The sequence below is a fragment of the Aeromonas sp. 600282 genome (assembly GCF_049175755.1).
Classification (GTDB): Bacteria; Pseudomonadota; Gammaproteobacteria; order Enterobacterales; family Aeromonadaceae; genus Aeromonas; species Aeromonas veronii_A.
In genome coordinates, this window is record NZ_JAAKVR010000003.1 from 216,076 (window position 1) to 236,232 (window position 20,157).

General features: G+C 58.8%; 21 protein-coding genes. 7 read left to right on the forward strand and 14 right to left on the reverse strand.

Annotated features, from left to right (window positions below; all coding sequences use genetic code 11):
- Positions 1-8: 8 nt before the first annotated feature.
- Positions 9-1,325: a 2-hydroxycarboxylate transporter family protein gene (locus tag G5137_RS05445; RefSeq protein WP_421255036.1), complete on the reverse strand. Its 1,317-nt coding sequence runs from the start codon at positions 1,323-1,325 to the stop codon at positions 9-11.
- 986 nt (positions 1,326-2,311) lie between these two features.
- On the opposite strand from G5137_RS05445, the gene G5137_RS05450 reads away from it, so the two are divergent.
- The 5 genes from G5137_RS05450 to G5137_RS05470 all read left to right on the forward strand — a co-directional run bounded on the left by G5137_RS05450 (position 2,312) and on the right by G5137_RS05470 (position 6,410).
- Complete coding sequence (locus G5137_RS05450; protein ID WP_005349886.1) at positions 2,312-2,824, forward strand: MarR family transcriptional regulator; 513 nt, start codon at positions 2,312-2,314, stop codon at positions 2,822-2,824.
- A gap of 1 nt (position 2,825) precedes the next feature.
- Positions 2,826-3,881: an HlyD family secretion protein gene (locus G5137_RS05455; protein ID WP_421255037.1), complete on the forward strand. Its 1,056-nt coding sequence runs from the start codon at positions 2,826-2,828 to the stop codon at positions 3,879-3,881.
- A complete protein-coding gene (locus tag G5137_RS05460; protein WP_421255038.1) occupies positions 3,871-4,968 on the forward strand; it encodes a DUF2955 domain-containing protein in 1,098 nt (365 codons plus the stop codon). The genes G5137_RS05455 and G5137_RS05460 overlap by 11 nt, the downstream gene beginning before the upstream one ends.
- 174 nt (positions 4,969-5,142) lie before the next feature.
- Positions 5,143-5,907, forward strand: coding sequence for a substrate-binding periplasmic protein (locus tag G5137_RS05465; protein WP_421255039.1), 765 nt, complete (start codon positions 5,143-5,145; stop codon positions 5,905-5,907).
- Between the two features lie 146 nt (positions 5,908-6,053).
- Complete coding sequence (locus tag G5137_RS05470; protein ID WP_201972991.1) at positions 6,054-6,410, forward strand: MliC family protein; 357 nt, start codon at positions 6,054-6,056, stop codon at positions 6,408-6,410.
- 56 nt (positions 6,411-6,466) lie between these two features.
- Here the strand turns inward: G5137_RS05470 and G5137_RS05475 are convergent, their stop codons facing one another.
- The 4 genes from G5137_RS05475 to nrdD form a co-directional block, all read right to left on the reverse strand.
- Positions 6,467-6,859 (reverse strand): TonB family protein, encoded by a 393-nt coding sequence (locus G5137_RS05475; protein WP_005358848.1) that lies wholly within the window; start codon positions 6,857-6,859, stop codon positions 6,467-6,469.
- A gap of 169 nt (positions 6,860-7,028) precedes the next feature.
- Positions 7,029-7,199: a YqaE/Pmp3 family membrane protein gene (locus G5137_RS05480; protein ID WP_005338440.1), complete on the reverse strand. Its 171-nt coding sequence runs from the start codon at positions 7,197-7,199 to the stop codon at positions 7,029-7,031.
- A gap of 64 nt (positions 7,200-7,263) precedes the next feature.
- Positions 7,264-7,773, reverse strand: coding sequence for an anaerobic ribonucleoside-triphosphate reductase-activating protein (nrdG, locus tag G5137_RS05485; RefSeq protein ID WP_164537487.1), 510 nt, complete (start codon positions 7,771-7,773; stop codon positions 7,264-7,266).
- Positions 7,774-7,873: 100 nt separating this feature from the next.
- Positions 7,874-9,991, reverse strand: a complete 2,118-nt coding sequence (gene nrdD, locus G5137_RS05490; RefSeq protein WP_421223383.1) for an anaerobic ribonucleoside-triphosphate reductase — start codon at positions 9,989-9,991, stop codon at positions 7,874-7,876.
- Positions 9,992-10,437: 446 nt separating this feature from the next.
- Between nrdD and G5137_RS05495 the strand changes: the two genes are divergently transcribed.
- Positions 10,438-11,412, forward strand: a complete 975-nt coding sequence (locus G5137_RS05495; protein WP_421223385.1) for an ABC transporter substrate-binding protein — start codon at positions 10,438-10,440, stop codon at positions 11,410-11,412.
- Between the two features lie 73 nt (positions 11,413-11,485).
- On the opposite strand, the gene G5137_RS05500 is transcribed toward G5137_RS05495, so the two are convergent.
- The 3 genes from G5137_RS05500 to G5137_RS05510 form a co-directional block, all read right to left on the reverse strand.
- Positions 11,486-12,037: a hemerythrin domain-containing protein gene (locus G5137_RS05500; protein ID WP_216951846.1), complete on the reverse strand. Its 552-nt coding sequence runs from the start codon at positions 12,035-12,037 to the stop codon at positions 11,486-11,488.
- A 72-nt stretch (positions 12,038-12,109) separates the two neighbouring features.
- Positions 12,110-12,787, reverse strand: coding sequence for a uracil-DNA glycosylase (ung, locus tag G5137_RS05505; RefSeq protein WP_266134094.1), 678 nt, complete (start codon positions 12,785-12,787; stop codon positions 12,110-12,112).
- A gap of 69 nt (positions 12,788-12,856) precedes the next feature.
- Positions 12,857-13,504, reverse strand: coding sequence for a substrate-binding periplasmic protein (locus G5137_RS05510; RefSeq protein WP_254204216.1), 648 nt, complete (start codon positions 13,502-13,504; stop codon positions 12,857-12,859).
- Positions 13,505-13,963: 459 nt separating this feature from the next.
- Here G5137_RS05510 and grcA point away from each other — a divergent pair, with 459 nt between their 5' ends.
- The gene (gene grcA / locus G5137_RS05515) at positions 13,964-14,344 is read left to right on the forward strand and encodes an autonomous glycyl radical cofactor GrcA (protein WP_005343856.1); all 381 of its coding nucleotides are present in this window, start codon (positions 13,964-13,966) and stop codon (positions 14,342-14,344) included.
- Positions 14,345-14,488: 144 nt separating this feature from the next.
- Here the strand turns inward: grcA and kdsA are convergent, their stop codons facing one another.
- The 6 genes from kdsA to hemA form a co-directional block, all read right to left on the reverse strand.
- Positions 14,489-15,343, reverse strand: a complete 855-nt coding sequence (gene kdsA, locus G5137_RS05520) for a 3-deoxy-8-phosphooctulonate synthase (RefSeq protein WP_421255040.1) — start codon at positions 15,341-15,343, stop codon at positions 14,489-14,491.
- A gap of 183 nt (positions 15,344-15,526) precedes the next feature.
- A complete protein-coding gene (locus G5137_RS05525; RefSeq protein WP_005362204.1) occupies positions 15,527-16,327 on the reverse strand; it encodes a SirB1 family protein in 801 nt (266 codons plus the stop codon).
- Positions 16,328-16,339: 12 nt separating this feature from the next.
- Positions 16,340-16,723, reverse strand: coding sequence for a SirB2 family protein (locus G5137_RS05530; protein ID WP_139408052.1), 384 nt, complete (start codon positions 16,721-16,723; stop codon positions 16,340-16,342).
- A 56-nt stretch (positions 16,724-16,779) separates the two neighbouring features.
- Entirely contained in the window at positions 16,780-17,631 is an 852-nt protein-coding gene (gene prmC / locus G5137_RS05535; protein ID WP_421255041.1) for a peptide chain release factor N(5)-glutamine methyltransferase, read from the reverse strand.
- A 61-nt stretch (positions 17,632-17,692) separates the two neighbouring features.
- Positions 17,693-18,781 (reverse strand): peptide chain release factor 1, encoded by a 1,089-nt coding sequence (gene prfA, locus G5137_RS05540; protein ID WP_005353897.1) that lies wholly within the window; start codon positions 18,779-18,781, stop codon positions 17,693-17,695.
- 51 nt (positions 18,782-18,832) lie between these two features.
- Complete coding sequence (gene hemA, locus G5137_RS05545) at positions 18,833-20,092, reverse strand: glutamyl-tRNA reductase (protein ID WP_120415613.1); 1,260 nt, start codon at positions 20,090-20,092, stop codon at positions 18,833-18,835.
- Between the last annotated feature and the right edge of the window lie 65 nt (positions 20,093-20,157).

The window sequence follows — 20,157 nt, forward strand, 5'->3', positions numbered from 1 at the left end:
ATCCGGTATCAGGCGAGCAGGGAGATAAGGGCGGTGGCCAAGATCAGCATCACGGCGCCGCCCAGGCGAGAGGAGATCTGGGCAAAGGGCATCAGCTTCATCCGCTGGGCCGCCGAGAGCACGGCTACGTCGCCGGTGCCGCCCATGTTGGCCATACAGAGCCCGCCGGTTATGGCCGCCTCGATGGGATAGAAACCGATCAGCTTGCCGACCAGCGCCGCGCCGAGGGCGCCACCGATTACGGTGACCATGACCAGCACGAAGTAGCTGACGGAGAAGGCACTGATCAGCTCGGGAATACTGGTATAGGCGACGCCGATCCCCACCAGCAGCGAGGGGGTGAGGTTGCTCACCACAAACTGGTACCAGTCGGCCGCCGCCTGCTCATAACGACGCGGCAGCACGCCGCTCACCTTGATAAAGGCGACCGCCAAAATCATCAGGGCGAAGGGGTGCATGGGGATAAAGTTGCCAAGCAGGGAACCCAGCACAAACATGCTGGAGCTGATGAAAAGGCCCATACCCAGACTCTGCAGGGTCGGCGCTTCGGCCTGCTCGTCAGCAATGCTCTGGCTATTCTCTTTGACCATCAGCTTGCCGTTGCCGGTCAGGGAGGGGTAACGGCGACCGAGCCGCGCCAGCAGGGAGCCCACCAGAATGGCCAGGGTATTGGCGATCACCACCGCCGGTACCATGCGCGACAAGAGATCCGCACTGGACATCTGCATCGGGCCGGAGAGGATCTCCACCAACGGCACCGCACCGGCGCCCATGCCACCGCCCATGATGGGCAGGCCGATCAGCAGCACGGCATTCTTGAAGCCATATCCCATCAGGGAGCCGACCAGCCCCACACTCAGCAGTGCCAGTGCGACGCCACCAAGAATAACCGGCAGGTAGCGCATGGCGGCATTTTTCAGCAGCGCGCCGCTCATGCCGAACACCGAACCGGTCACCAGACTGGCGATAAAGAAGTTGAGAAAGCCCCCCTCCTTCATGAAGTTGGTGATGACCTGCCCCGCCTGCACCGGCAGCAACTGATATTCAAACAGGGCGGCACCGCCGAAGATGGCGAGGATGGTGCCGCCCCCCAGGTATTCGCGGATCGGCATGATCCGCTCACCCAGCTCGGTCAGCAGGGTGCCCAGCACGAACATCAGCGCCAACGCACCGACCATGCCCAGTGGCAGCGAGCCATTCCAGCCGGAAAAGAGAACACAGGTCGCCAGCCCCAGAAATATAAAGAGAGGCATACCGGCAATTTGTTGGCCGCCCATAAAGGCGGCCTTTTCTTGTGTGGTTTGTAGGGGTGAGAGGTTTTTCATTGTTATGTACTCTGCGTGTGATTGTGGCCGCTACTTTATTGATCCCCCTCGCCCCTGTCGGTTAGCCAGATTGCAAAGCCATATAAAAACATTAAAAACTTAAACATCATGGTGCCGCCAACGTGCGCAGCACAATAGAACACCAGACATCCGATACCCGACCAAGTCAGGAAATAGGGTGATAAAACGAGCGAGCCCAATGGCGGATATTTGGGTGATCAGCAGTAATAACGATGCGATGATCTCCCCCCTTCGGGGAAATAACAGAGCCAGATGACAAGCTCTGCGACCATTTATCGCCACAGCTCCTGTGAGTGATTATCAGCGGGTAATGTCATCGCCATAACGCGAGTGCCACGGCATGCCACACCAGGGTTTGAGTCGGCGTGCAGGAAGCACGCACGATGAAAAAGGGTGAGGAGAAAGATGCAAAAAGGGGAGATTGAAATAGTGATGAGTCAAGCCAGCGAATACCAGAGCACTGGCTTGAACTCACAAGGATCACACACGGTCAGGTCTATTCTGCCAACAGCAATGGAATATTGGCGGGGTCAAAATCATGACTGATATCGGTACTTCTGATAGCGCCTTCCCGATTCACGCCATGGTGTGACTCTGCACCATATTCTCCATCACTCAACAGCGTTTCAATTGCCAGATACACACATCCACTGTCATATCCATCCACAACCCGTTTCCCCCTTGTTTTATAACCTCATCAATATTAGCGGATAAAAAAAGAGCTGCTCACTGAAGCTGAAAATTTCATGAAAATAATCGCCGGATATCCTCCATTCACGGCGCAATATCCGAATCGGCAAGAGAGCCTCGAGTGGATCAGCCCCGAAAATAATATCAGGGGCTCGAATGCTGCTCGCCCTCACCAACGAAAGATCCGACCAGAAACATGATTCACATCACACTATTTACTTAGCCTGCTAAACAAGTATGATAGTTAGCAGGCTAAGTACATTGAGGATGAGAAGATGACGGATCTGGAAAGGTTGCGCGAGCTGTCACTCGCCGAGCAGATAGCGCGGATGCACCGGCTATGGCGTACTGCCGCCGACCTGGAGCTGGCTCCCCTTGGCCTCACCCATCCCCGCTGGACCGCGCTGTGGAAGCTCTCCCGCATGGGGAACCATGTCAGCCAGAAGACCCTGGCCGAAGCCCTCGAAATAGAACTGCCATCCCTGATGCGCACCCTGGGCCAGCTGGAAGAGCAGGGTCTGATTGAGCGCCACTGCTGCAGTCAGGACAAGCGGGCCCGCATCGTCTGCGTGACCCCGGCTGGCCAGACCCTGCTCGATCAGATCGCCGACCGCATCATGAATATCCGCCGGGAGCTGCTGGGGGGCATCGACGAGCAGACCCTGCAGCTGTTTGAAGCCACGGTGCAGCGGATCTCGGCCAACGCCCTCAGCAAAATTGAACAACACCACGACCGACAAGCCGGAGGCGATACAAGCCCTCCCGAGACCGACACAGAGAGAGAATAAGATGACTCCGGATCAACAATTTACCCGCTGGATCAAATGGTCCATGGCGGGCTTTGCCACCTTGTTTGCCTATTTTCTGATAGCCGACCTGCTGATGCCCCTCACCCCTCAGGCGATGGCGACCCGGGTGGTCACCAAGCTGGCCCCCCAGGTGAGCGGCAAGGTGATCGAGGTCGCCGTTCACAACAACCAGCAGGTCAAGAAAGGGGATCTGCTGTTCAGGCTGGATCCGGCCCCTTTTGAACTGGCAGTGGAGCAGGCCCGCCTTGCGCTGGCGCAGGCAGAGCAGCAGAACAGTGAACTGGATGCCGCCCTGACCGCCGCCGTTGCCGAGATCAACGCCAAGGAGACCCTGGCCAGCCAGAAGTGGCGCGAGGCTGAGCGGATCGATGCGCTCTACCAACGTCACATGGTTTCGCTGCAACAAAAAGATGAGGCTGACAGCGCCCTGCGCAGCGCCCAGGCCAACCTGCGCGCCAGTCAGGCCAAACTGGCCCAGATCAAGGCCAGTCGTGGCGTGACCGGTGAGGACAATCTGTTGCTGCGCCAGGCCCGCAACCAGCTGGCGCAAGCGCAGCTGGCCCTCTCTTACAGCCAGGTCCACGCGGATCAGGATGGCACCATCACCAACCTGCAGCTCAAGCCGGGCAGTATCGCCAGCGCCGGCAGCCCGCTACTGGCACTGGTGTCGGAACAGGTGGACGTCATTGCCGATTTTCGGGAGAAGAGCCTGCGCCATGTTGGCGAGCAAACCCGCGCACTGGTCGCCTTCGATGGCGAGCCGGGTCAGCTCTATCCTGCTCGGGTAAGCAGTCTGGATGCCGGAGTGAGTGCCGGTCAGTTTGATGCCAATGGTCGACTGGCCGCGCCGGTGGAGTCTGATCGCTGGGTACGGGATGCCCAGCGGATGCGGCTGCACCTCGAGCTGGACCAGCTCCCCGATCATCTGCCAGCCGGGGCGCGAGCCACGGTACAACTGCTGCCGGACAATGCCCTGACCGCCATGCTGGCACGGGGCCAGATCCACCTGCTCAGCCTGCTCCATTATGTCTACTAACCACGCCACTCACCCGTCGGCCAATACCGCCCCAGCACACCCCACCGGTGGTGCTGCCGCTCACCTCTGGTATCGGCCCCTCACCGGCAACGAGCTGCGCCAGTGCCTGCGCATCGCCTTTGGCTGTACCACGGGCTTTCTGCTCTGCAAGCTGTTTGGCTGGAATTACGGGGTCTTCTATACGGTCACACCGGTGCTACTGCTGGGGATGGTGCCTGTAATGAATGGTCATGCCGCGCGCCAGCTGATCGCGGCGGCGGTGGTCTGTGGGGTGGAGGTCGGGCTGCTGGGTGGGCTGTTTGGCAGCCATCCGGCGCTGATGACCCCCATCGCCTTCATGCTGTTTCTCTACCGCTTCGCCGCCATGTCGCGGGGCAGCCTGTTTCTGTTCGGGGCCAACGGGGTGCTGAGCCTCAGCATCATGCTGCACTTTGCCAGCTATCCGCAGACCGACCTCAACGACCTGATCCTCAACAATATCTGGGCGAGCGTGCTGTCGGTGCTGATCGCTTACCTGATGACCATGCTGATCCCGGATGTGGAAGCCAGACCCAAGCCAGCCTCGGCCCCCAAGGCGCCGCACCGGATGCGCCATGAAGCCCTGCTGGGTGCCACTGTGGCCACCCTGTCGTTTCTGGTATTTCAGGTGTTTGACCTGCGCGACTCCATGTCTGCCCAGGCCACAACCCTGCTGGTGCTGTTCCCCATGCACTGGAACGGTGCGCTGAGTTATGCCCGCAAACGGGCGATGGGCACCTTGCTGGGGGTCACCTTCGGCCTGCTCGGCCAGCTGCTGCTCTATGACTGGTCAGGGCAACTGTTGCTTGTCGCTCCACTGCTGTGGCTCGGCGCCATGTTGTTCAGCCATGCCCATGTCAAGGAGGCAGGCGGCTCGGGGGTCGGCTTTGGCGCCCTCACTACCCTCGGCATCCTGTTTGGCCAGTACCTCACTCCGGGCAACGATCTGGTGTTCAGCGCCCTCTACCGAGTGAGCAGCATCCTGTTTGCCATCGTGGTCACCCTGCTGGCCTGCTACCTCGTCCACCGGTTGCTCAACCGCTTCGAGGCGACCCGCTTCGGTTATTGATCTCCTGTTGTAAGCACTGTTGTCAGCCCATGGATGAGCTCTTTTTCGCCCCGTCGCCTGCCGGGGCTTTTTTTCTCGCCCTCGTTTACCTCCCTCACCAATACTCCTGCCACTACAAGTCAGCGCAGAAGTGTGGCTATGCTTTTAAGGCTGCTGTCGGTGAGGTGCACACTTATGGTTCCGTTGTTAAAAAAATGGCTGGTTTGTCTGATGCTGTTGGCTACCAGCCCGCTCGGGGCCACCCCGCTTGTCATTGGCGCCGAAGATGACTGGGCTCCCTACTGCGAGCGCGACAAGGACAATGAGGATGACCAGCCCCGCGGACTGGCGCCTGAGTTGGTCAAGGCGGTGTTCGCCGCCGAAGGGATCGAGATTGTCTTTCGCACCCTCCCCTTCGCCCGCTGCATGCACGATGCAAAAAGCGGCAAACTTGCGGGGTGCTTCAACGCTACCATCACCGAAGAGAACCGCTACCAGTACCATTGGCACGATACCCCCATGTTCGAGGAGGATCTCGCCATCTTCTCTCTTGCCAGCGACCCGCAACGGGATCTCAAGCTTACCTCGCTGGAGGGCAAGCGGGTGGGCATCACCCTCGGCTACACCTACCCCACCGATTTTATGGAGAACCCCAGGATCACCCGCTTTCAGGCCAAATCCGATGCCCAGATCCTCGAGATGCTGGTACGTGGCCGGGTCGACTACATCCTGATGAACGGTATGCCGGGCTACCTCAAGATCCAGCAGAAGCAGCTGACCGGCAAGGTGGTCAAGGTTGGCAAGATCTCCACCGATGGCTTCTGGCTCGCTTTCTCCCGCAACACACCGCAAGGGGAAGCGCTGGCCAAGCAGTTCGAGCAGGGATTGCAGAAGATCAAAAACAACGGCACCTATGAGACGCTGATCCGCCAGTTTGAAACCAGACTTGGCCTGCACTGATTGACACTACCTTGCTGATAGCGGCATCCCCCTCATACTCGCGCGGTATGCCGGACAGCCAGCGACGCACCGAATGGCCCCGCTGATTGCACAATAACGGCAACCTGTTAGGCTCACGCCCGTATGACACCAATGGAGCTGTAATCATGAATAAAGCACATATGATGGCCGCTGGTGCGCTGGCCCTCGGCCTGCTCGCTGGCTGCAATCAGGGCAATACCCTCTCAGTCACTGGTGGCGAACCGGTCAGTTACCAGTGCGAGCAGGGCAAGAAGGTGCAGGTGCGCTACTTCTCCCTCTCAGACGAGAGCCTCAACTTTATCAAGCTATCACTGCCGAACGGCAAGGATTACACCCTGCCCCAGGCCATTTCGGCCTCCGGCGCCCGCTATACGGACGAACATGAGGCCGTCTGGTGGAACAAGGGGGATGAGGGCTTTGTCGAGCTTCGGGATCAGGATGGCGAGTGGCAGACCGCCTACAACGACTGCAAACAGCAATAAACGTGACCCCGGCCTGGCCGGGGTCTCTCTTTCTCTGGCATCAGAGTGGTGGGGGATCAGTTGATCTCGATCTCGAAGCGGTTGGTCACCTCGACCGGAATGGCATCCGGGTTGCCCTCTGCCGGGCTGTAACGGATCCGCGAAAGGGTCGCCAGCGCGCTCTGCTCCAGCTCGCCGGGGGGCTCGGCCGCCACCACTTCCGGCTTGACCGGCGTGCCGCTGGCGTCGATTTGATAGCGTACTTCCACATACCCCTTGACCGGTTTGGCTGGCAGGGCTGGCTCGTCGTTGCCAAGCCATGACCACTGCTTCTCCTGAACCCAGTAGCTGGACAACTGCTCGAGAGGGATAGCGATCGGAGCGCGCTCGTGCGCCACCTCCTGACGGGATGAGCACCCCAGCAGCAGTGTCACTGCCAGACCTGACCATACTGCGACTTTCCACTTCATGTAACGCTCCTTGTTCTTTGCCGGTGCTTGTTGCCGGACTGCGGGACGCTCAATGCGCCCCTTGGTCAGTGACCCATCCTAACGAAAAAGTATTCGTATGAACATGAACAAAAGGGCCAACCCCGAGAGGTTGGCCCTTTTATCATCAATAAACTCATTAACCAGCCAATCAGCCGCGCTTGTCGCTCACCACCAGCCAGAGCGCATGCACCATGCCCGGCAGACCGCCCATCAGGGTCAGCACAATGTTGATTAAAAAGTGCAGGCTAAAGCCCACCTGGATAAACGCGCACACCGGGGGCAGGAAAATGGCCAACAGGATCTTGAGCAGATTGTTCATCTCGGCTCTCCTTTTCAAAAATGTAGTCAGGATTGGAATGGGCTAACCATAAACATCCCGGACTTCAACTGCAAACCAGACAGGGAATTCGCTCACCCGCATCACGCCAGGCGTTGAGGTCGTGGATCTGCTGATTGCTGCTGCCACGCCAGAGCAGGCCGGGGTCTGCCAACGCCTTTTCAAACTTGCCATCCACCAGCACATCCAGCAAGGCCACCAGCTCGCGCTGGGCCTCTGACAGCTCGCCGAGCCGGTAGCCGGTCCAGCACCAGATATCCTTGCCCGGACACTCGGCGCGCACCCGTTTCACCAGCGCCAGCACGTGGGGCACGTTGGCAGGGTGGAGCGGATCGCCGCCGGAAAGCGACAGACCTCGCCGTTTGATGCGGCTGTCGTTGAGATCCGCAATGACGCGATCGCTCATCGCCTCATCGAACGGCTTGCCGCCATCGAGCCGCCAGGTGCTCTGGTTGTAGCAACCCGGGCACTGGTGCTCGCAGCCCGAGACAAACAGAGTGGCACGGGTGCCGGGGCCGTTAATCACATCAACCGGGTAGTATTGGTGGTAGTGCATCGTTTGTTTCCTGCCTCGTTCACGGGACAGCGGCATGGTTGCCGCCCTCCAATGAAAATGGCCCCTTGAGTCAGGGGCCAGCTCTTCATCGCCTGTGCGCTTACATATGTTTGACGCGGCGCTTCACCTCTTCCTGCTTGCCCGCATTGAAGGGGCGCGCATCCGGGCTGCCGAGGTAGCCGCAGACACGGCGGGTCACCGACACCTTGGCCGGGTCGTGGTTGCCGCAGCGCGGGCAGGTGAAGCCCTTGGAGGTGCACTCGAACTCGCCGGTGAAGCCGCAGTCGTAGCACTCGTCGATGGGAGTGTTGGTACCGTAGTAGGGCACCTTGTCATAGCTGTAATCCCAGACGTTTTCGAGCGCTTCCAGATTGTGCTGGATATTGGGGTACTCGCCGTAGCAGATGAAGCCGCCGCTGGCGATGGGCGGATAGGGCGCCTCGAAGTCCAGCTTGTCGTACGGGTTGACCTGCTTTTCCACATCGAGGTGGAAGCTGTTGGTGTAGTAACCCTTGTCGGTCACACCGGATACCACGCCAAACTCTTTGGCGTCGATGCGGCAGAAACGGGTGCAAAGGTTCTCGCTCGGGGTGGAGTAGAGGCTGAAGCCGTAGCCAGTCTCCTCTTTCCACTCGTCAATGGCTGCCCTGAGACGGGCGATGATGGCGATGGCCTTCTGTTGCAGCTCGGCGCTGTCAAACAGGTGCACCTTGTCACCAAACAGGGCGTTGATGGTCTCGTGTACCCCGATATACCCGAGGGAAATGGAGGCGCGACCGTTCTTGAAGATCTCGCTGACGTTGTCGTCCGCCTTCAGCCGCACACCGCAAGCCCCTTCCATATAGAGGATCGGAGCAACCCGCGCTTTCACCCCGTCCAGACGGGAGATGCGGTACATCAGCGCCTTCTTGGCGACCCTCAGAGAGGCATCCAGACGATCCCAGAAGTCCGCTTCGTCACGGGATTTCAGGGCAATGCGCGGCAGGTTGAGGCTCACCACCCCCAGGTTGTTGCGACCTTCGTGGATCAGCTCGCCATTCTCCTCGTAGGCACCGAGGAAGGAGCGGCAACCCATGGGGGTCTTGAAGGAGCCGGTCACCTTGACCACCTGGTCGTAGTTGAGGATGTCCGGATACATCCGCTTGGAGGCACACTCCAGCGCCAACTGCTTGATGTCGTAGTTGGGATCGCCCTGCTTGTGGTTGAGGCCATCCTTGATGGCGAACACCAGTTTCGGGAACACGGCGGTCTTCTTGTTCTTGCCAAGGCCTGCGATACGGTTGCTGAGGATGGCGCGCTGGATCATCCGCGACTCCCAGCTGTCCCCCAGACCAAAGCCGAAGGTGACAAACGGCGTCTGACCGTTGGCGGTGTGCAGAGTGTTGACTTCGTACTCCAGCGACTGGAAGGCGTCGTAGCACTCTTTCTCGGTGCGGGCCATGGCGTAGGCTTCCACGTCGGCAATGCCCCACTCTTCGGCCACTTCACGGTGTTTCTGCCAGCTGATGGTCACATAGGGGGCAAGCACTTCGTCGATGCGGTTGATGGTGGTGCCACCATAGATGTGGCTCGCCACCTGGGCGATGATCTGGGCGGTCACGGCCGTGGCGGTGCTGATGGATTTCGGGGTATCTATCTCCGCATTGCCCATCTTGAAGCCGTGGGTCAGCATCCCTTTCAGATCGATCAACATGCAGTTGAACATCGGGAAGAAAGGTGAGTAATCGAGATCGTGGAAGTGCAGATCACCGCTCTCATGAGCCTGAACCACATCACGGGGCAGCATGTGGCTGGTAGCATAGTGCTTGGCGACGATACCGGCCAGCAGGTCGCGCTGGGTCGGGATCACCTTGGAGTCTTTGTTGGCATTCTCGTTGAGCAGGGCGGCGTTGGTCTGCTCGACCAGACCACGGATCTCCTGTGCCAGCCGGCCGCGCGCCTCGCGAGCCTGATCCCTGTCGTGGCGATATTCGATATAGGCACGGGCGATGGCCTTGTCGTCGGAAGCCATCAGGTGGTTTTCGACCCGGTTCTGGATCTCGTGGATATCAACTTCACCACGCCCTTCCAGCTCCTGACTCACTGCATTGGCAATGCGGGAGGCGAGTGACGGATTGGCCTGATTGACCGCTTCCGCCGCACGGCTGACCGCATCGCGAATCAGCTGGGCATTGAATGGTGCGCGACATCCGTCACGTTTGATCACAACCGGTTTCATGGATTTTCCCCGTTAAAAGGCCAGGCATTTGCCTCTGGCTCACCCTTGTTGGGCCCCCCTCCCGGCATCTCGTCCTGGACGCAAATAAATTCAGCCGAGGCTTGACAAGCCTGGGCTGAAGATAGGAGGGGAACAGCTTATACACAGCTTAATAACACAACATATAGGGATTAAAAACGAATGCGTCCCTATATGTGGTGTCTATTAGGCACCAAAGCGCAGCCTCATTTCTTGATCCAGAACAGGTTTTTCAGCGAGCGGGACAGTTCACGACCAACCAAAAAAAGACTCAATAAAACCCGATCCCAAGCAGAGTGCGGGCTGGCGTCCGATCCGCTCAACCGAAAAAAAAATCGCGCCCTGCCATACCGGTTTCGAGATGACAGTAACGGCAAACACTGCCCATACTGAGCATGCATACACTATCACTCGACAGGGGCCTTCCCATGCGCACCTCCCTGCTGTTGCTACTGCTCTCCACCCTCTCCCTGCCGCTCTGGGCCGCAAACATTCTGGTGATCAGCAGCTACCATCCCGAATACCTTTGGGACCAGAGCTACAACGAAGGTTTGCGCAAAGGGTTGCAGGGGGAGCACAAGATCTCTCACTTCTATATGGATACCAAACGCCATCCACGGGAGTCGTTCGACAACATCGCTCAACGAGCTATCGCTTTTTATCTCAAGAGCAAACCGGATCTGGTGGTGCTGGGGGATGACAATGCCATCAACTATCTGGCCAACGAGATCGCCTCGCTGGGTACTCCCGTAGTCTTTCTCGGCATGAACGAAAACCCCCGCCTCAAGGGCTTTGTCGGCCACCCCAAGATCACCGGGGTGCTGGAACGCCCCCTGCTCAAGCGCAACATCAGCGAAATAAGCCAGATGATGGGGGGGCTCGACAAGGCGCTGGTACTGTTTGATTCCAGCAATGTGGCCCTCACCGCTATCGAGGATGAATTCAAGACCCAGACCGAATTGCGAGTCGGCCAGACCCGGGTCAACAGCCAGCTGATGGGCGACTACAGCCTCTGGCAGGAGGCGGTGCTCAACGCCAAGAAGAATGGCTATCAGGCAATCTTCCTCGGCCTCTACCACACGCTGGTCGACGATAATGGCAAGCATGTGAGCGAACAGACTGTGCTGGAGTGGACCAGCGCCAACACACCGGTTCCTCTCTTCTGTTTCTGGGAGTTTGCCGTCGGCAAGGGGATGGCCATCGGCGGGCTGGTACTGGACGGCCACGATCAGGGGTTGCAGGCAGCGTCCCTTATCAACACCATACTGGCGGGCACCCTGCCCCGTACTATCTCCCCGCGAGCGGCCCTGCGCGGCGAATATGTCTTCAGCAAGAGCGAGCTGGCCCGCTGGCAGCTCACTGTGCCCGACAAATGGCACAACAAGATCATGTGGCGTGAGTAACAATAAGTAACCCGGCACATTGGCCGGGTAACACCTGCACAGTCAGATGACTGATGACCGAAAGCCGCGTGAGTCAGCTGGCAGCAAAAGGCAGGGAGAGGCGCTTGGCAAGCGCCTGGAAGTGCTGGCTGATCTCGGCACCAAACAGAGGATCACCGATAGCTCGGTTCTGCCAGTTTTGCTCCAGATGACGCCAGTCATCCTCGGTCAGGGAGTCACGCAGATGGGGGAAGATCACCCCCTCTTCGTAGTTCATGTGTGCCTCTTGCAGCTCCACGAAGCGCTCCAGCTTGGCGGTGAACTGATCGAGCGGGATCACCGCATCCATCAGGATCATCTCCACCATCTCCTTGAGCTCGGTCCCTGCCTCCAGCAACTTGAGATGCTCTTCATGCAAGCGGTTCGCGACATCCCCCTCCACCACCCGGTATTTCAGGTAGTAGTCATAGACAAGATCTTCCTTGGGGTGGTGATACTTGTCAGAGACCTCCCGCAGATAATCGATGACATCGCGCACCAGAAAATAGCTGATGGGTTGCTCGGCACGAATGGCGGCCAGCTTCTGCTTCAGCAGATCCAGCAGTCGGGCGATATTGAGGTGATCCTTGTGCAGACTCGATAACATGGGCACTCCTTGGCGCTGAAATAAAATGTTACTTTCCTGAGTATACGGTCATTTGTCGCCCGAACTTTGCACTCAATCAAGTGGTTGGCAGACAGATTGCCATTCGATCGGGCTTTTACCCTGCAATTCCAGCAGGCGGTTGGTCTCGGAAAAGTGGCCGCAACCGATAAAACCACGGTGGGCAGAAAGGGGGCTGGGATGGGGTGCCGTCAACACGTGGTGGCGTTGCCGGTCGATAAAACGCCCTTTCTTCTGGGCATGGGAGCCCCACAACAGAAATACCACCCCCTGACAACTGGCATTGATCTGCTCAATGACCCGATCGGTGAAGGTTTCCCACCCCAGATGGGCATGAGAGTGTGCCTGACCGGCCTGCACTGTCAGCACTGTGTTGAGCAGCAGAACCCCCTGTCTGGCCCAGGACTCCAGAAAACCGTGATTGGGTGTGACGAAACCAGGCAGATCCCGCTGCATCTCCTTATAGATGTTGACCAGTGAGGGAGGCGTACGCACGCCGGGCAGAACGGAGAAGCAGAGCCCGTGCGCCTGATTGGGGCCGTGGTAGGGATCCTGCCCCAGGATCACCACCTTGACCTGATCCAGTTCGGTCAGTTTGAAAGCATTGAACACATCGGCCGCGGGGGGGTAGATCACCTTGCCCGCTTCCCGCTCTGCCCTGACGGTCGCCAGCGTACACTTGAAATAGTCCTGCTCTTTTTCAGAGCCAATCACATCACTCCAGGTCAGCACCCCGGCCTCCTCACTTGATACGGCGAAGGAGTCAGGATAGGGGGGCAGCCCGCAAGACGCAACCGTGACTCACACTTTCCAGAGCCTGGCGAGCCGACCGGAGCGCTCCAGTTTGTGCAGACCGGCGTTAAACAGCAACATCAAGCGGCGGGCATCGGGATCGGCCTTGCGCATCAGCAGATAGCCCGGCTGGGACCAGATGGGATCGGGGGCACCACTCAATGCTGCCGCTTGGGGATGACGAGAGAGAACCTGCTGAAACAGAACCTGTGCCACCTGTTCATCCATGACCAGATAACGAATGCGTCCGGTGAGCAGTTTCTCCATGCTCTCCTCATCGGAGTCGGACCACTCAAGAGACAGCTCGGATTGCCTTGCTGCAAACCCTTCACCATAAAAATAGCCACGGGTAACCCCGACAGGCTCGTTTTTCAGCTCACCCAAACTGACCAATGGCGAACCATTAAGTGCAAGCAGACGGGTCGTAAATTTGCCCAGCGATGCAGAGAGATAGAAGTGCTGCTCGCGCTCGCGAGAGCGAAACCAGGGCATGGTAATCATATAACGCCCTTCAAGAGTCAGGCTGTATGCCTCAGACCAGGGGTAGAAATGAAAGCTGACATCGACCCCCTGCTCGGCAAAGGCCTCACGTACCACCTGACAGAGAAACCCCTGATTGGGCAGCGACTCACTGATATAAGGCGGCCATTCGCCCACCGCTATGCGTACTGTTTCGGCCCGGACCACAGCTGTGATTGCCCAGCAACAGAACAGGGCCAACCATCCCCACATTCGCCACCTGATATTCACCCGACACTCTCCTTGCTTTCTGCTGAGTGTAGCCAACTCCTCAATCCACCACAGAAAAGCCGAAAAAGATGTAGTTAAATTACTAGATTAAAAAGATAAAAGATGCATAATTTTGATATCTTACAAAATCAGAAAAATGACCTATTTTTGATTCAACTCAAGAATTTAATCCCATTCAAATGGCGCTTTATTGATTTTTATTGATCTGGATCAATTTTAGTAATATTACCAACATGATATATATGACCCCATCAAAGCAAAGGTGTAAGGCAAGGGCCCTTTAAGCCACCGCAATTAACGGTAGCTTAAATACATCAGGGTAATTTCCTTACAGTTGGATTCGCGTTCCCATTGAGGAGTCATACCATGATCAAAGGCATTCAAATCACCCAGGCTGCCAACACCGCCCTGCTGAACTCTTTCTGGCTGCTGGACGAAGAGAAGCAACAGGCTCGCTGCATCTGTGTCAAAGGCGATGCCTTTGCTGCCGATCAGGAAGTCGCACTCTCTGACCTGGGTCAGTTCGAATACCGCGAACTGCCTGTTCAGGCCGAACCGGCTGTTGAAGGTGGTCAGCACCTGAACGTCAACGTGCTGCGTCGCGAAACCCTGGAAGATGCTATCGAGAATCCGGAGAAGTACCCGCAGCTGACCATCCGCGTATCTGGCTACGCAGTGCGTTTCAACGCCCTGACCCCGGAACAGCAGCGTGACGTGGTTACCCGTACTTTCACCCAGAGCCTGTAATCAGCGTCCTGCAGTGAACCGCTGATACTTGCTGTATCAGCACAAAAAACGGCCTATCGGCCGTTTTTTTATACGTGCTTTCACTAGGCAAGCGCAAAAAACAAGGCCTCGCATTGCGAGGCCTTGTGATAAGTGCTTGTCCCATCAAGCAGAGGTATCCAGGGGCTCAAAACCCTTGATCAGGTCATCGATGGCCTTCATCTGTTTGAGGAAGCCTTCCAGCTTGTCGAGCGGCAGGGCGCTCGGGCCATCGCAGCGGGCAATTTTCGGATCCGGGTGTGATTCGATAAAGAGACCGGCCAGACCGACCGCCATACCGGCGCGCGCCAGCTCGGTCACCTGTTCGCGACGACCACCGGAGGCGGCACCCAGCGGATCACGGCACTGCAGGGAGTGGGTCACGTCAAAGATCACCGGATAGCCACCAGTGCTCTTCTTCATCACGCCCAGGCCCAGCATATCCACCACCAGATTGTCGTAGCCGAAATTGGCACCGCGCTCGCACAGGATCAGCTGATCGTTGCCGCACTCCTCGAACTTGTCGGTGATGTTCTTCATCTGACTTGGGCTGAGGAACTGCGGCTTCTTGATGTTGATAACGTTGCCGGTGCGGGCCATGGCTTCCACCAGATCAGTCTGGCGCGCCAGGAAGGCGGGCAGCTGGATAACGTCCACCACCTCGGCGACCGGCTTGGCCTGATGGGGTTCGTGCAGATCGGAGATGACCGGCATGCCGAAGGTCGCTTTCAGCTCCTGGAAAATCTTCATCCCCTCTTCCAGACCCGGACCGCGGTAGGAGTGGATGGAGGAGCGGTTGGCCTTGTCCCAGCTCGCCTTGAAGACAAACGGGATGCCCAGCTTGCTGGTCACGTCCACGTACTTCTCGCACACTGCCATCGCCATGTCGCGGGATTCCAGCACGTTCATGCCACCAAACAGCACGAACGGTTTGTCATTGGCAACGTCGATCTGGTTGATCTTGATATTCTTCTGTTCCATCTAAGACTTCCTTAATGAAGGGGCCTGAAGCCAAGTTACTCCGTTGCAGCCGAGCGCTGCGGCCTTGATATTCTTCTGTTTCAACTCCAAGACATCCTTAATAAAAGGGCCTGAAGCCAAGTTACTCCGTTGCAGCCGAGCGCAGCGGCCTTGATATTCTTCTGTTTCAGTTTCAAGCCGCCCTTAATGGAGGGGCTTGGGGCTCAGATCCAGCGCGGCCAGCTGCACTTTCAGCACATCGGCGACCGGGTCGTCCGGGCATTGTTCAATAAAATATTCAAAATCATCGGCGGCCTGGCGCGGGCAATCGAGCTGCTCGTAGATAAAGCCGCGATCCCGCGTCTCCAGCGGATCGCCGGGCTTCATCCGCAACAACAGCTCGCTGCAACGCAGCGCCTCGGGCATGCGATCTTCCCGCAGCAGGGCACCCTTGCTGACGTTGAGCAGCCGTTCGATGATCTCCCACTGGCCGGAGGGCTGCAGGTAGTCGGGAGTGAGGGTCGCCAAGTCCCCCAACGCACCGCGCAGCAGCAGCTCGATGCGGGCCAGGCTCAGCTCGTCGCCGGTAAAGGGGTCGACATAGACCTCCCCCTCGCCACCGGCAAAGCTCACCAGGAAGTGGCCGGGGAAGCAGATCCCCTCCACATCGAGCCCGAGCTTGCGCCCCAGCTGGATGATGAGAATGCCGAGGCTGACCGGGATCCCTTTGCGCTGAACCAGCACCTGATTGAGATCGCAGTTGTTGGCAGAGAAATAATCCTGCCAGTCGCCATGAAAACCGAGGCTGTGGTAAAAGCCCTGCAGCAACTGCTGGCGCACTTCGTCGCAGGTGCCCTCTTCGATCTGCTCGTCCAGCCACTCGTCCAGCAGGTTCAACTCGCGGATCCCCTCCTCGACCGAGCCATAAATCTCGTCGCTGACTGACAACGCCAGCTCGGTGATGTCGTGGGCTTCGAAATCGGTCCATTCGTCTATGTGTAACATTCTCTTCATGCCTTAGCCGAACACACTCGTCTGTTTGAGCACTGCCAACTTGGCAATAAAGTAGATCCAGCCGAGCGCCCCCAGAAAGGAGCACCAGCGCACCAAATTGCTTTTGGCCAGCCGCAGCGCCATCGCCGCCAGAAATACCAGCACCAGAATGGCCATCAGCTTCTCGCTGAGCCAGGGCGTTCCGTTATTGAGCGGGTTGAGATCCAGCACCATGCAGAGCAATGCGCCGGAGAGCACCACCAGCCCGTTGAGCCAGCCGCTGACCTTCATCACCGGCGCGCTATAGGCACGGCCAGTAGCGGTCTGTACCCAGTAGAAGCGGAGCATAAACATCAGCACGGCCCCGGCAATCAGGGTGAGGTGCAGGTGTTTGAGCACAAAAACCATATTCAATCCTTGCATGGGGGCGCACAGGCAACCCGCCGTGTAACAGTGAGGAACCGTCAGCGCAGCGGGCAGAGGCCCAGCGTCACCCTGTCGTTATCCCCGTAATCGCGCACCGTGGCTACCTCACGGTAGCCGCCATCACGCAGCAACTGACGCACCGCCTCCCCCTGATCCCAGCCATGCTCCAGCAGCAACCAGCCGTCAGGCAACAGATAAGCGGGGGCATGGGCCACGATGTGGCGGATATCGGCCAGCCCGGCGTCATCGGCAACCAGCGCCGAGCGGGGTTCAAAGCGCACGTCACCCTGCTCGAGATGGGGATCGGCGCCATCAATATAGGGGGGATTGGAGACAATCACCGCAAAACGTGGCGTATTGTCGCGATCCGGCTCGCCAAGGGGCTCGAACCAGCTGCCGTCACGCACCTCGATGGGTAACCCCAGTGCGGCGCTGTTCTCGCGCGCCAGTGCCGCGGCATCGGCCATCCGATCCACCGCCCACACATCGACCTCGGGCCGCTCGGACTTGAGCGCCAGCGCGATGGCGCCGGTGCCGGTGCCGAGATCCAGCACGGCGCAGGGCCCCTGCGGAATTCTGGTCAGCGCCTGCTCGACCAGCACCTCGGTATCGGGGCGCGGGATCAGGGTCGCCGGGCTCACCTTGAGGGGCAGCGACCAGAACTCCCGCTCGCCCACCAGATGGGCGATAGGTTCGCCATTGAGACGACGAGCCAGCCACCCCTGCAGGGTGGTCTGCTGGGTGGCATCCAGCTCACGCTCGGGCCAGGTCATCAGATAGCTGCGACGACAATCGAGCAGATGGCAGAGCAGTACGTCGGCATCGGCGCGGGGGGACTCCCCCTCAGCCAACACATTCATGATATGGGCGCGGGCCTGCTGGATCTGCATCAGTGCCACTCCACCTTATGGGCAGAACACTTAATGCGAGCTTGCCGGATCACCATTTGCATTAGTTGTTCTCGGCCAGCGAGGCGAGCTGATCGGCCTGATACTCCTGCACCAGCGGGGTGATGACGCAGTCCAAATCCCCTTCCAAAATTTCGGAGAGGCGATAGAGGGTCAGGTTGATACGGTGCTCGGAGAGGCGACCCTGCGGGTAGTTGTAGGTACGAATGCGCTCGGAACGATCGCCGGAGCCCACCAGATTGCGGCGGGTGCTCTGCTCGGCGGCGCGGTGGCGCTCATCCTCGGCCGCTTGCAGGCGGGCGGAGAGCACCGACATCGCCTTGGCGCGGTTCTTGTGCTGGGAGCGCTCGTCCTGACACTCCACCACCAGCCCGGTCGGCAGGTGGGTGATACGAATGGCCGAGTCGGTCTTGTTGACGTGCTGACCACCGGCACCGGAGGCGCGGAAGGTGTCGATCTTCAGATCGGAAGGGTTGATCTCGATCTGCTCGGCTTCCGGCACTTCCGGCAGCACGGCGACAGTACAGGCGGAGGTGTGCACCCGGCCCTGAGATTCGGTCTCCGGCACCCGCTGCACCCGGTGACCACCGGATTCAAACTTGAGACGGCCATAGACGCGCTCGCCGTCGATCTTGGCGATCACCTCCTTGTAGCCACCGTATTCACCGTCATTGCAGCTGACGATGGAGACGCGCCAGCCCTGACGCTCGGCAAACCGTGAATACATGCGGAACAGGTCACCGGCAAAGATGGCCGCTTCGTCGCCACCGGCACCGGCGCGGATCTCCAGATAGCAGTTGTTGTCATCCTTGGGATCCTTGGGCAGCAACATCAGTTGCAGCTCCTGCTCCAGCGCCTCCAGATTGGCCTTGGCGAGCGGCAGCTCCTCCTGCGCCATCTCGCGCAGGTCGGCATCATCCTCCTCCAGCATCATCTGGGTGGTCTCAAGATCATCCTGCGCCTGACGGTAACGCTGGAAGGCGTGAACGATATCTTCCAGCTGGGCATATTCGCGGGTCAGGGCGCGGTAGCGATCCTGATCCGAGACCACATCCGGCTCGCCGAGCATGGCCTGTACTTCTTCGTGGCGCTCGATGAGGCCTTCCAGCTTTCTGATCAGTGACGGATTCATAACTCTTGCATTCTCAATGGAGGACGGGACAACCGGCAGGTTGCCCGAAAATTATGGCTCTTGTGACAACCCCAGCGCCTGCCGCAAGCGGGAGAGCTCGCTCTGATCCCCCTGGGAGGCAGCCTGGCGCAACGCCTGGGTCGGCGCGTGGATCAATTTGTTGGTGAGGCGATGGGCCATCGCCTTGAGCGCCTGTTCGGCACTCTCGCCCTGCGCCAATGCCAGCAGGGCCCGTTGCAACTCTTCATCAGCCACTTGCTGGGACTGATGGCGGTAATCGCGAATGAGGTCGACCGAGCTCTGGCCACGATACCAGCCCATAAACTCGTCGCGCTCTTCCTGCACGATCACTTCCGCCTGGGCGGCAGCCCGTTTACGGGTTTCGAGGTTCTGCTCAATGATCCCCTGCAAATCATCCACCGTGTAGAGATAGGCATCGGAGAGCTCATCGACTTCGGCTTCGATGTCGCGCGGCACGGCAATATCCACCAGAAACATGGGTTTGAAGCGGCGGGCCTTCAGCGCGCGCTCCACCATCCCCTTGCCGATGATGGGCAGTGGGCTGGCGGTCGAGCTGATGACAATATCCGCCTCGTGCAGATAGTCGGGGATCTCTTCGAGCGTCATCACCTGGGCACCGAATTCGGCTGCCAGGGTCTGGGCGCGCTGCAAGGTGCGGTTGGCCACCATCATCTTGGTGACGCTCTGCTCGCGCAGGTGACGGGCCACCAGTTCGATAGTCTCCCCCGCCCCGACCAGCAATACCTTGGTCTGGGAGAGATCGGAGAAGATCCGCCGACCCAGACTGACGGCGGCAAAGGCCACCGACACGGCACTGGCGCCAATCTCGGTATCGGTACGCACTCTTTTCGCCACCGAGAAGGATTTCTGGAACAGCCGCTCCAGCGCCCCCTTCACCGACTCCGCCTGCTGGGCGTGAGCATAGGATTGCTTGATCTGCCCCAGGATCTGCGGCTCCCCCAACACCAGCGAGTCGAGCCCGCACGCCACCCGCATCAGGTGGCGCACCGCCTCTTCATCGTGATGCTGATAGATGGCAGTGACCAGTTCGGCCGCGTCCAGCCCGTGGAACTGTTGCAGCCAGCGCAGCACTTGCTCCTGCCGCTCCTCCTCCAGATTGCAATAGAGTTCGGTCCGGTTGCAGGTGGAGACGATCACCGCCTCGCTGACACCGGGTTGGCTCACCAGCTCACGCAAGGCGCGATCGATGCAGTCCGGGCCAAAGGCGACCCGTTCCCGCAAGGCGACACTGGCGGTGTTGTGGTTGATTCCGAGGGCAAGCAAACTCATGAGTGGGCGACGATCATTTCATACGCTGGGTGCAAAGGCTGCCAATTGTACGAGAAAGGGTAAGT